At 73.8% G+C, this 12992-nt stretch carries 6 protein-coding genes; all 6 read left to right on the top strand.

Annotation, left to right across the window (positions count from 1 at the left end):
* Positions 1-1594, top strand: a 1594-nt coding sequence (locus CcI156_RS17735; RefSeq protein WP_108913585.1) for a PP2C family serine/threonine-protein phosphatase, incomplete at its 5' end; no start/stop codon positions are given.
* Positions 1591-2961: a vWA domain-containing protein gene (locus CcI156_RS17730; protein ID WP_076806955.1), complete on the top strand. Its 1371-nt coding sequence runs from the start codon at positions 1591-1593 to the stop codon at positions 2959-2961. The genes CcI156_RS17735 and CcI156_RS17730, both read left to right, overlap by 4 nt.
* A 17-nt stretch (positions 2962-2978) precedes the next feature.
* The gene (locus tag CcI156_RS17725) at positions 2979-4868 is read left to right on the top strand and encodes an FHA domain-containing protein (protein ID WP_076806953.1); all 1890 of its coding nucleotides are present in this window, start codon (positions 2979-2981) and stop codon (positions 4866-4868) included.
* Positions 4865-5989 carry a hypothetical protein gene (locus tag CcI156_RS17720; protein ID WP_076806951.1) on the top strand — a complete coding sequence of 375 codons (1125 nt, stop codon included), beginning with the start codon at positions 4865-4867 and terminating at the stop codon, positions 5987-5989. The genes CcI156_RS17725 and CcI156_RS17720 overlap by 4 nt, the downstream gene beginning before the upstream one ends.
* Positions 5986-11244: a hypothetical protein gene (locus CcI156_RS17715; protein WP_076806949.1), complete on the top strand. Its 5259-nt coding sequence runs from the start codon at positions 5986-5988 to the stop codon at positions 11242-11244. The genes CcI156_RS17720 and CcI156_RS17715 overlap by 4 nt, the downstream gene beginning before the upstream one ends.
* A 257-nt stretch (positions 11245-11501) precedes the next feature.
* Positions 11502-12827 carry a threonine--tRNA ligase gene (gene thrS / locus CcI156_RS17710; RefSeq protein ID WP_076806947.1) on the top strand — a complete coding sequence of 442 codons (1326 nt, stop codon included), beginning with the start codon at positions 11502-11504 and terminating at the stop codon, positions 12825-12827.
* The last annotated feature ends 165 nt before the right edge of the window (positions 12828-12992 follow it).

Here is a 12992-nt window from a genome sequence, read left to right as displayed (position 1 = left end):
CGACCCTGCCGGTCTTGACGACCCTGCCGGTCTCGACGAGGTCGACTTCGACGAGTTCGACGCCGCCGCGGACGCGGGGGCCGGCGCGGTCTCCTTACGCCATGCCCCACCCCGCGTCGCCCTGCCCACGGCGAGCGCCGGACTGATCATGCCGGTGCGGGTCGAGCTGAGCTGGCCRGAACTTCCGGGACTGCCGCTGGTTGATCTGCTCGACAGCCATTCCGCCGATGCTCCCGCGATCTCCGCGGCCGCACTGCTGCGCGCCTTCGTCGAGATCGGCCGCAGCCTCGAACCGTTCCATCAGCAGGGCGTGGGGCTTCTCGCGCCGTGGAGCTTCAGGTGGACCGGGCAGAGCCTCACTCTGGCCGTCTGYGATCTCCTGGACGCGGGCAGGCACGACCCCGTCGACCCCTGGTTCGTCACTCCGGCGGGGGAGCGTGGTCCCGCCCGTGACCTTCGCCTGTTCGCCGTGGTGCTGTTCAAGGCGCTGACCGGCGAGTGGAGCAACCGGGACGCCTCGATGCTGGCGATGGCCGGGCTTGCCGCCGGCGAGTGGCCGCCCGGCGCCGACGCCGCGCTGCGGGCCTGCCTACATCCCGAGCATGGTCGCCGGGCGACCGGAGCCGGTGCGCTGGCGTCGAGGATCGCACCCTTCGTCTTCCCCGCGCGCAACGAGCGGCTGACGACCGTCGTCGCGTGCGAGAGCGTGACGGGCTGGCGCAAGGCGGGCGGCAACCCGGAAGGCGACAACGAGGACGCGGTCGGCTGGGCGAAGGTCGAGGACCCGTCGGACGGCACGACCACCGCCTGCGCGGTGCTCGACGGCATTACCGGTCCCGGTGACGGTTCGGGACGGTGGGCGGCGCGGGCGCTGCTCGCGGCATTCCGTCGGCGGTGGAAGGACGGCGAGACCGAACCGGAGCGGCTGCTGCTGGACGTCGCGCTGCCGCCGCCGCCCGCGCCGCTGAGCCGCCGGGCCGCCGCGGTGGCGGTGCTCGCCTCGATCTCCCGCGGTCGCGCCGACATCGCGACCGTCGGGGACTGCCGTGCCTACCTGCTGCGCCGCTGCGGCGACGGCTTCGTGGCCACCCGGCTGTCCAGCGAGCACAGCGTGGTCGCCGAGGCGATCGTCGCCGGCCAGGCTCCCACACCCGAGGAGCGCGGCATCGTGACCGAGAGCGTCCGGACGGCGCAGCGCGGCGCGACCGCGGTGGCGACCAGAAGGGTGCAGCTCGCCGACGGCGACCTGCTGATCCTCGCCACCGACGGGGCGTGCGAGGCGGGCGTCGACACCGCCGAGGACATTCCGGGCGTGGCCGACTGGAGGTTCTGCGACGTGCTGGAGGACCTCGCCTCGGTCGCCCGCACCCCCGCCGAACTGGCCTCGTTGCTCTGCCGTCGGGCGGAGGACCTCGGTGGGCACGACAACGCCACCGTCGCGGTGATCGCGATCCGCTCCGCCCGGGAGAAGGTGGTCGCCACCCGGACCAGACCGCGCCAGCGGGCGATGCTCACCGGCGTCGGCGAGTCCCGCGGCACCGGCACGCGCATTCACGGGGAGCCGCGCATTCACGGGGAGAAAGGAAACCGATGAACGACAGGGACCGGCTCGGCGTCGAGGGCCGGATGGACYGGGGTGTCACGAAGCCGGGTGGGGTGCTCCGGCTGACGATCAGCGTGGCCGATCCGCCGCGGGGCCGGCGGGAGGTGGCGGTCGCCGTCGCGGTCGACGCATCCCTGTCGATGCTGCATCCGGCGGCGCCGGACGCGGTCAGCAAGTGGGAGCTCGCGCAGCGGGTTCTGGAACGCGTGCACGGCCTGCTGCCCGACGGCTRCCCGCTCGTGCTGGTGCGCTTCGCCCGCGAGGCGCGAGTGATCAGCGCCGGACGTCGGCCCGACCGCCTGCCGGCCGTTGACGGCCCCACGAACAGCGACGCGGACTCCTACACCAACATCGGCGACGCGCTCGCCGTCGCCGGGCGGGAGCTGCTCGCGCAGGCGCCGGACGCGGACGTCTACCGGGTCCTGCTCATCACCGACGGTGAGGCCAACATCGGCCGCTGGCAGCCCGAGCAGCTCGCCCACATCGTCGCCGGGCTCGGCGACCAGGGCATCGGGACGGACGCGCTGGGCATCGGCGTCGACGCCCGGGACGAGGTGCTCGCCGAGATGGTCGGGGTGTGCGGCCAGACGCAGCACGTCTGGGCGGCGGCCGAGGACGTCGACCGGATCGACGCGATCGTCTCGTCGCTGATCGAACCGGTGGTCGGCGCGGCCGCGGGGCGCGGTGAGCTGCGGGTCCTGATCCGACCCGGCTGGACGGTGGAGGCGCTGCGGCGGATCAAACCGCAGCGTCACCTCATGAAGGTGCCGCCACCGACCTCGCGCGGCACCGAGCTGCGGCTGCCGCTACCCGCCGTGAGCACCGGCGAGGACCGTCCGGTCTTCCTGCTCCGGTTGCGCGCTCCGGACACACCGCTCGGCGCGCACACGATTCTTCAGGCCCGCGGCGGGGTGGTCGCCGGTGGACGGCGGCTGGCTGTGGACAGCCGGGCCGACCCGCACGCCGCGCAGCGCTTCCGGGCCACCGTCGAGGCGGATGTCTTCCCGGACGCGGAATCCTCMCTCGAACACGAGGAGAGCATCGCGGAGTTCGACGAGGAGATTGCGAAGCGGGCCAGCTTCGCCCATTCCCGGGAGAGCGTCACCGAGCTGTTCCGGAACGCGGCGCTGTGGGCGGCGGACCGCGGATTCGACGATCTGGCCGACCACTACAACGCGACGCTACGGGCCCTCGGCCAGGGTGTCGCGCCGGCCGACGCGGTGTCGGGAGCCCGGGTCCGGGCGACCCGCACCAGGACCCGGACCCGTGATCTCGTCGAGGCGGACCCCGTGTCCGGCCGGCAACACGGCGGGGCGGCGTCCCGTCGGCGTCTCGACGACGTCCTCGGCAACAGCTGACAATCGGTAGGAGTCCCATGTCCTCGACGACGGTGCTGTTCGACGTCAGTAACATCACCCGGGACGGTTCGCCGGGCAGCTTCGCGCAGATCGGTCTCGGCTGCGCGCACGGCGCACGCTGCCCGCGCCGGTGCGGCGTGACCGCGCGGCTGTTCGCCGTGGAGGCCGCCGCCCGCCGTGCCTTCGGCGCCGACGCGACCTTTCGCTATGTGGCCGACAACAGCCTGCGCGGCCTGCTTGACGACCTCGCTCCGCTGCAGCGGTACTACCGTGACGGCGCTCTGGCCTGGGCGGCCGAGGCCGACGACATCCTGCTGGAGGAGGCGAGGGCCGTCGGGGGGAAGGTCGTCAGCAAGGACAACTTCTACGGCAAACGCAACATCGACGCCCACGCGTGGATCCAGGGCGACGCCTCGACCTTCTTCGGATGGAAGGTGCTACCCGCCGCCCCGGCGGGCGAGAACGTGAAACTGGTCCGCCGGGCGATGAACCGGATCGACACCGTCACCTGGGAGCGGGCCGCGCGGCAGGACGAGGTGAAGGCGTCGGGCCTGCGGGGGCGACCGGAGGTCGTCGCCGCTGCCCGCGCCAACGCCTATCGCTGCGTGACCCCCGACTGCGTGAACGCCCGGCTGGGGCCGCTCGTGTCGCCACCGATGCGCGTGGCGGGGCGCGGCCAGGGCGCCCGGCTGGTCTGTCCGCTGTGTCGACGCCCGGTCCAGGAGATCGAGACGGATACTGGGCAGGCGGTCGGGGACGCCTCGGGCGCGGCGTCGCCTGTGCCCTCGGCGTCGCCCATGCCCCCCGCGCCGCGGGACGCGCCGGCCCCCCGGGGAGCGACCGAGCCCCTGGACCTGGATGCCCCGGACCGGCAGGCGGGCCATGGCGAACCCGGGGAGGGAAGTCGCAGGACCCTGGCGGACGCGCTCGGGGACGCGCTCGCGGACGACGCCACGATCTTCGATGCTCCCGCCTACATCCCGCCCTMGGGCACCGTGGGGGCGCCGACCATCGTCGGCCTGCCCGTGCCGTCCGGCGCCGGGTGGGATGCCAGGGTGGTGGCGGGTCCGGTCGTGCTGAGGATCGAGGGTGGCGGCACCCATCGTCTCGTGACGTTGGAGGTGGGCACCACGGTCGTCCTTGGGCGCCATCCCGACCACAACCTCGGCTCGGAGCAGCTCGTCGACGTCACGGCCGGGCTCGGTAGCAGTTACGACTACATCAGCACCCGGCACGTGGAGATCACCCTCACGGCTGCCGGCACGGCGATGGTGGTCGACCGCTCCCACAACGGCACCAGTCTGGGCGACGACCGGCTGGTGCGTGACCTGCCCCGGGAGTGGCGTTTCGACGTCCCGCTCCACCTGGCCGGGTCGCTCGTGCGGGTCGGCCGGGTCAACGCGGCTGGGACGGCTGGGGCGGCCGAGGCAACCAGGGCGGCCGAGGCAACCAGGGCGGCCGGGCGGCCGGGCGGAACAGGCTGGCGGCTGACCGTCCGGCGCGGCGACGGCTCGTCGTTCGACACCCCGAACGTGGGACCCGGTGAACGCATTGTGCTGGGACGGCAACCGAACGCCGTGCAGCGGACGGCGGACGACCTGATCGTCGTCGACGTCTGCGACCGGCTGCAGATCGACGCCGCCGGCCGGGTCTCGCGGCGCCATCTGATGGTCGGCAACGAGCGCGACGGGACGGTGACGCTCACCGACCTGTCGACGAACGGCTCGTGGGTGGGTGCCCGGCGGCTGACGCCGGGCGTCGCCGAGAGGTGGGACGGCGAGGAGCCGGTCTGGCTGGTCCGCGACGTCGTGGGTCTGGAAGTGCATGTGACGGGACCCTGGCCGGCCGGCGGGGTGCTCGGGAACGGCGGACCTGGCGGCGGTGGGGTACCCGGAGGTGGCCGGTGAGTACGGTCGCCTCTGATTTGGAGATCGTCGAACGGTTGCGTTACGGGGCGTCCTTCGCGTCGGTGCCGCGCACCTGGGGCCGTGGCCGGTACCGCTGCGTGCGTCATCTCGCCGAGGGCGGCCAAGGTTACGTCGAGCTCGCCCGGGACGAGTGGAGCAACGCCCTGGTCGTCGTCAAGGGCGCATGGTGGGGCGGCCGCGACCACGACATCAATCCCGAGTACGCCAGGACCCAGTACGAGAAGCGCTCGATCGACGTCGAGGACGCGGTCGCCGTRCAGGCGGCGCTCGGCGAGATCACCCACGGGGTGCYGGCCCTGGTGGACGTCGTCTACGGGCCCTCGCCGACCCGGCACGACCATAACGCGCTCGTGACCGGGGGCAACGAGCGGGAGGTCGAGCGGTACAACCGTGAGGCGTTCATCGTCATGCAGTTCATCGGTGACATCGGGCAGATGGTGCCCACCACGCTTGACTCCCGGGTCACCGAGTCCGGCCCGCTCAGCGCCCGCCAGGTCGTTGAGCTGGCCGACCAGATCAGCGCCACGCTGGAGGCGATGCACACGATCCGACCGCAGCGGCTCTACCAGCACGAGGAACGGATCAGGGGGTACTGGGTCCACGGCGACGTCAAGCCGGAGAACATCCTCGTCGCTGGTGACCCACCCCGGTACTCSCTCGTCGACCTGTCGACGGCGGCGATCGTCGAGCCGTCGGCCAAGGTCATGCCCACCACCGCGACCCCGGGCTACGCCCCGCCGGGAGCCGAGCCGCTCAGCCCGCAGTACGACCTGCACTGCCTGGCGGCCACCCTGCTGTTCGCGCTGACCGGTGACCGCCCGGATGACTGGCTCGGCGGGGCGACCGAGGCCAGGTCGGCCGCGGACGCCGCCGGTTCCCGGGCTGATGCCGAGGCGCGGGACGAGAAGCTGCGGCAGCTGCGGGGTGAGCTCGCGGCCCGTCGCGTGCACCCCATGCTGATCCGCTTGATCACCGACTGCCTGCCCGCCGATCCGCGTTTCCGGCTCGGCACCGCCACCGTGCTACGCGCGGAGATCGCCGCGGTGCGTACCGCGCTGGTCGCCCGCGAGGTCCTGTCGGATGAGGAGCCGCAACCGTGAGCTGGTGGAACCGGAGCGCGTGGGGGAGCCAGCCCGACGGCGAATCGAAGTCGAACCCGGGGGCGGCCCCGGACCGCGGAGCGGGCTCGAACGGCAGGGCCTTCCAGGGCGGTCGGACGGGATCGACCGGCGCGGCGTCTTCGGGTGGTGGCGGGTATTCGGGGAGCGCGGCGTCTTCGGGTGGTGGCGGGTACCCGGGCGGCACCGCGGGCCCCGCCGGCGCGGACGACTTCGACGACTTCGACGACTTCGCGGACCCCGAGCCGCTCCCCGCCGGACCCGCCGGCGCGGACGACTTCGACGACTTCGACGACTTCGCGGACCCCGAGCCGCTCCCCGCCGGACCCGCCGACGGTGCCGCGCAGGCGCAGCGGGGACACCGCCCGGCGCGGACCGCAGGCGCGCGGTCCGCGCCGGGCGCGCCGCCGGCGGAAGTGGCGGAAGTGGCGGAAGTGGCGGACCAGCGTCCGGCGGTCGTGGGCCGCAGCGGCCGGACCTGGCGGGAGATGCCCCGGCGGATCCGCGGCGCCGGGGCCGACTGCCGGGTACGCCTGGTCAGCCTCGCCGGGCTGGGCTTCGGCGCCCTGCGTACGGCCGGCGCGGGCGGCCCGTCGACGCTACGGGTCGGCATGGAGCTACTCTCGCTCGGCAACCCGCTGACCCCCCTGCTGCTCGACATCGTCGACGGCCCCGACGGGGTGCCCACGGGCTACGAGGCGCCCACGGGTTACATCACGAGCTGGGCGGCCGGCCCGCTCACCGACCCGCTCGAGCGGCAACGCGGCGACGACAGCATGGCCGCGCAGCTCGCGAACGGCGAGTTCGTTGCCCCCGCGGACGTCATGGACATGCTCGCCCCGCTCGGCGCGCTGCTCGACGACGCCGCGACCCAGCTCGGCGTCGTTCCCGTCGAACTCAGCCCGGATCATCTCGTGCACTRCCGGGGATCGCTGCGGCTGGTCGGGTATGGCCGCCACGGGTACGCGCCGGCCCGGGGGGTGATCCCGCCCGCGTCCGAACGTAGCCAGGACACGGTGGAACTGCTCGGCGACGACGTCCCGGCACCGGACGCCCCGCTGGAGGAGTGGCGGGCGGCGCAGGCCCGATCGCTGGCCCGGCTGATCGGGTGGTTGTCCACCGGCCGCCGACCGACCGCCTACGGCGCGGTGACGGGCGGGTCGCGGGCGACGCGCGAGCAGGCGGTGGAYCGGTACCTGCGGGGCTGCGGGATCGACGCCCGGGTTGCCGACCTGCAGCCCGGCCGGCTCCGGGAGGAGCTCACGACGCTGGCCGCCGCGGCGCGGCGCGCGAAGATCACCGAAGATCTCGCCGCCTCCGACGTCATCATCGCCTACCATCACGACACCGCGGCCCGTGGCGGGTTCGGCGACCGCAACCCCCGCTTCGAGCGGGGCCTGGTCGGCGGGACGTACCTGGGCACGGTCGACCGGGTCGACCCCCGGTTCGTYGTGATGAAGCTCAGGTACGGCGTCCGGGTGTTCGTGCCGCGCTCCGGCACCGGGTTCGACGTCGATCTCACCACCGTCCTGCAGGCCGGTGAGCAGCGCCCGGTGACGGTGCGCCGTTTCGACGAGACGCTCACCCCGCGTGGCGATCCCAAGGGCCTGCGGGGAGTGTTCGCGCCGACGGGGACGGAGGTCATGACAGCCGAGCGCCGGGTCAACCCGGAGCCGGTGCGCCTCGCGGCGAGCCTACAGTCCGGGCGGGCGGCGGTCGGCGTGGCCGCCTTCGAGGCCGCGGACCTGTCCAGCCCGCTGGCCGGCCTGCTCGGCGGTTCCGGCTGGCTGCTCTGCCCGCCCGACGACCTCGCCCGGACCCTGGTTGCGCTGCGACGCCTGCGGTCCGCGCATCGGGCACCGGACGGCGCGGTGCCCGATCCGGCCCGGATCATCGCCTTCGGTGTCGACCCGGCGGCTCTGACCGAACCGAAGGTTCTGGCGAGCGCCGGCCAGCCGGTGGAGTTCGCGCTGCCGCTGCTCGACGAGGACGGCCAAGCCCACGCTCCGCGCGCCTGGCGGGACCTGCCGCTGGTCGATGACGTCTCGTTGCAGGGGCTGCGCAGGCGCATCGGAGCGACGGCGGGGCAGAGCGCGGCCCGGCGGCTGTTCGCCGCGGCCTTCGCGCACCTGCTGGTGAACCCGGACGAGAGTGCCCTCGCGGCCGACACCGGCAGCCCGCAACGCGGTGGGCGTAGCGCAGTCATGACGATGCTGCAGGAGATCGGTCGGGCGTTCGCCGGGCGGCCGGACCTGATTGTCACGGTCACCGCGGAGCTCGCCGAGCAGCAGAGCGTCCTGGCGGCCCGGGACAGCGCGAAGATGCTCGACGAGCTCGCGGCGGTCCTGCGGCCGCTGCCGGCCGAGCGCCGGATCGTCATCGACGTGATGCGGCTGGTCAGGCGGGAGCGGATCCGGCCGGAGACCCGCCGGATGCTGCTCGCCGAGACGCTGCCCGCGATCGGTGTCCTCACCGGTTGCTGGGGTGACGTCTGGCAGATCACCGCGGTCGGCCTGACCGAGCTGACCGAGGCCCTCGAACGGGTGGCCGCGACCGGGCAGGTGCTGGCCCGGGCACCCCGACTTGACCGCGACGCGGTCGTCTCGCTCGCGGTCGCCGGCGCGGCGCCGGCGGTGGTGCGGTGCGCGCCGCTGCTGCCCGTCGATCTGATCCGGGAACTCACGGAACGTGCCCGGGTGACGCCCGAGGTGCTGCGGGGGGGAACCAGCCCGGTGAGTGGGCGGCCCGGCAGCGGCATCGTCCACCGGATCGAGCTGCTCGCGCGGGCCGGCGCCGATGCGGTGCCCGGACTCACCGAGGACGAGGTCCGCCGGTTCGTGCTCGACGGCGGTGTGGACGGCGGTGTGGACGGCGGCGTGGAGGGCGGCGTGGAGGAGGGCGCGACTGCCTCCGCCGAGGACGTGTCGGCCCCGGTCGCGGACCCGCGGGCCGCATTCGCCGACACCCTGGTCGTCGCCCGTGACCCGGACTGGATACCGGACTGGTGCGCGGCCCTCGCGGCCGCCGGCGGGCTGGCTGCCGACGAGGTGCGGGACCGGGCGATCGAGGAGAACCTCCTGGCCGGACCGGGTCCGGTGCCGCCGTCGCGGTGGGACCCCGACATCGCCAGGTGCCTTGCCGAACGGTGGGAGACGACGAGCCTGGCCGAGCTGATCGAGCTCGGGCGGGTGCTGGCCGCGGGTGACCTGCTCTGGATCCGCTCGGTGGCCGTCACGGTCGGGGTGTCCGTGTCGGAGGTGGTCGACGCGGCACTCGCCCAGCGCCTGCTCGGCCAGGCGCGGCCACCGTCACCATCCGACTGGTCCCATGCGGACGTCGCCTCCTACCTCACCGAACGGTGGACCGCGGTGCCGTTGGTGGCGTTGCTCGACGTGGCCCGGGACCTGACGCGGTCGAGTGTCGGCTGGCTGCGCGCGGTAGYCGACGCCGCCGCGGTCCCGGTTTCCAGCGCGATCGACCGGGCCGTCGCGGAGGGCGTCCTTGGCGAGGCCTCGCCGACGGACGCGGCGCTGCCGCCGCTGATCGCCGGTTACGTCGCCGCACGCTGGGACGAACGGTCGCTGCGGGACATCATGGCGACGGTCCGGGTCCTGGTGGACGGCGACCTGGAGTGGCTGCGCTCCTTCGGCGCCGCGCTCGGCGCGAATCCGGGCGACCTCGTCGACGAGGCCGTCACGGCGGGCCTGCACCAGGCCGACCCGCCGCCCGATCCCGTCTGGTGGGCCGATCCGCGCGTCGTCGCGTTCGCGCGATCCCGGTGGGGCGTCCTGCCGCTCGACACCCTGCTGAAGATCGTCCGATGCCTCGCCGTCGAGGACATCGTCTGGACCACGCAGTTCGCCGAGCTTGTCGCGGCGGACCCGTCGACGGTGATTGAGACCGCCTTCCAGGAGAACCTGCTCGGCAGGCCGGGCATGTCGGCGTGGGCGGTGGCCCTGTTAGACGACGACGTCGTCGGGCTGTACCTGTCCCGGCGTTGGGGCATCCATCCGCTCGCCGAGACCCTGAACAGGGCCAGCCTGATCGGGGCGGCGCGCGACTGGCTGGTCCGGCTCGCCCGGATGTCCGGACAGGACGTGGCCGACGTGCTCGACACCGCGATCGCGGAGGGCGTCCTGCGCCGCGGGGCGCCCTCCGCCCCCCCCTCGCTGGAGGGTGTCTCCGCGCCCTATCTGGCCGCCCACTGGGGCACGATGCCGCTGCCCCGGCTGCTCGTCGAAGCGGCGCGCGCGGCCCGGGGCGAGTCGGACCCCACGGGACCCCTCACCACCGGTCCGGCGGGGCYGGCCACCACGGGTTCATCCGGTTCATCCGGTTCGTCCGGTCGGGTTGCCGGTTCGTCCGCGTCCTTCGCGGCGGAGGTCGCGTCGCTGGTCGCGCTCGACCCGGCTACCGTCGCCGCGACCTGCGGTGCCCGCCTGGTGCGGGTGGCCGCCGCGCTGCACGGGGCGCCGCGCCTGGTGTCGGCGCTGGGCGCGTTGGACCCGCCCGCCCGGGCCTGGTTGTTGGCGGTCGCCGACCTGCTGCCCGCGGGCGCGGCCGAGGTGGATCTGGCCGTCGCCGCCACCACGGACGACCCGGTCGCCGTGGTCGGCCTGGCTCTGGAGCACGGCATATCGGTGACCGAGGCCGCTGCCGCGGCCGCGTGTCTCGGCCGGGTACCCGAGGCCGACCGGCCGGTGCTCGCGCCGCTCGGGGGGCTGCTCGCCCGGATACCCGTGGCCGTGCTGGCGACACTCGCCTCGCTCGACCTGGAACCCGCGGTGCGCCGGGCCCTGGCCGACGTCGAACAGGCACATCCGGGCGCCGTGGACGTGGTCGCGCGGCACGGGGCGTCGGCGGCGACCATTGTCACCGGGCCCCGGTCGCAGGCGATGATCTCGCTGCTGCAGCGGATCGAGCCGACACCGGGACTCGTGCCGTGGATCCTGACCGCGGGTCCCGAGGCGGCGGTCGCGGTCGCCACGGCCGGTCCCGGTGTCATCGACGTCGCCGCCCGGGCCGCCGACGCCTGGCGGCGCGGCGACGTCACCGGCCCACTCGCCGCAATCAAGGCCGCCTGGGAGGCGACCGGCCCGACGGACCGGGTCTGGCCCGTCCCGGCCGCGGGCGTCAGCCGCCGGGGTGACAACCTCATCCGGCTGGCCATCACCGTCTATCCCCTCGCGGCGCGGGGACGTTCGGCCAGTGAGATCCTGAGCATCCTCGCGCGCTGACCCGCGGCCACCCCGCCCGCTACCCGCCCGCTACCCGCCCGCCCACCCCGCTGTCACGCATGCCGCCGTCACGCACGCCGCCGTCACCGCTGTCGTCATTGTCACCGCGGCGGGGGCGGCACTGCTAACCTGGACGACATGCAGCGCGCTGGCCTGACGACGACGCCGGAGAGTGTCCCGGCGCGCTGACAGCCGTTCTTCTGTCGAAGCCCCGGGGTGGATGCCCCGGGGCTTCGCCTTGTGGTCACCCGCCCTACCTGCCGCGAGGTGAGGAGACCACGGTGTACGACCACCGCAAGCTCGGTCGCGAGCTGGAACTTTTCGATACCGACCCGCTGATCGGGTCGGGTCTGCCGTACTGGCTGCCCGCCGGTGCCGTCGTACGGCACACCCTGGAGGAGTACATCCGTGGCGTGGAGCGTCGGGCCGGTTACCGGCACGTGTACTCGCCCGTGCTGGGCAAGCGGGAGCTGTACGAGATCTCCGGCCACTGGTCCCATTACCGGGACGACATGTTTCCGCCGATGGATCTCAGCGGGGAGCGGCTTGGCAGGGAGCGGCTTGGCGGGGAGCGGCTTGGCGGGGAGCGGCTTGGCGGGGAGCAGATGGTGCTGCGGCCGAGCCTCTGCCCGCACCACGCGTTGATCTACCGCTCCCGCGCGCACAGCTACCGCGATCTCCCACTCCGGATGGCCGAACTGGGTGGCATGTACCGCTCCGAACTGTCGGGGGTACTGGGCGGGCTGACCCGGGTGCGGGCGATCCAGCTGAACGACGCGCACATCTTCTGCGCTCCGGAGCAGGTCGCCGACGAGGCGCGCGCGGCGCTGGAGCTGATCCGCGAGGCCTACGGCGCGTTGGGTGTCAGCCCGGCCCGCTACCGGCTCTCCCTGCCGGGGCCGGGCGGGAAGTACGTCGGCGACCCCGGCATGTGGCGGCGGTCCGCCGCCCTGCTGACCGAGGTCCTCGACGCCGCGGGGGTGGCCTACGAGGCCGTGGAGGGGGAGGCGGCCTTCTACGGCCCGAAGATCGACGTTCAGATCGTCGACAGTGCCGGCCGTGAAGCCACCCTGTCCACCGTGCAGATCGACTTCCATCAGCCAGAACGGTTCGATCTGCGCTACGCGGGCCCGGACGGCGCGATGCGCCGGCCGGTCATGGTCCACCGCAGCGTTATCGGCAGCGTGGAGCGGGCCGTGGCCCACCTCATCGAGTCGCACGGCGGTGCCTTTCCACCATGGCTTGCGCCCGTGCAGCTGGTGGCCCTTCCGATCTCCGACGCCGAGGTACCCCACGCCCTCGCGCTGGTCCGGCAGGCGGCCGACCGGGGACTGCGGGCCGAGGCCGCCGGTCCGCAGCGCGGCACCCTGGGCGCGCGGGTCCGGGCCGCTCGTCTGGTGCCCTACCAGGCGATCATCGGTGCCCGGGAGGCAGCCGACGAGCGGGTCTCCCTGCGGTTGCGGGACGGGCGCCGCCTAGAGGCCCGGCCCGCCGCGGAAGTCCTGGCCGGCATCGACCTCCTGACAAGCGCGCACAGCACTGATCTATGGACCGATCCCCGGGGACAGGCCGGGGGCAGGTAGGGAATTCGGCGTTTGCCGACGATGTTTGCCGACGATGCCGATCATTGAGGCCGGCGAAGAGTCGAACTCGAGCCGATTCGGACCGTCAGCAGCAATATATACCGGCCGCGCCCGGATGAAGTCCTGGCGGGTGGCCGACGGTCCGTCGCGCCGATGATGGGTATG

The organism is Frankia sp. CcI156 (assembly GCF_001983015.1).
GTDB lineage: Bacteria > Actinomycetota > Actinomycetes > Frankiales > Frankiaceae > Frankia > Frankia casuarinae.
This window is presented reverse-complemented; position numbering and strand designations above follow the sequence as displayed.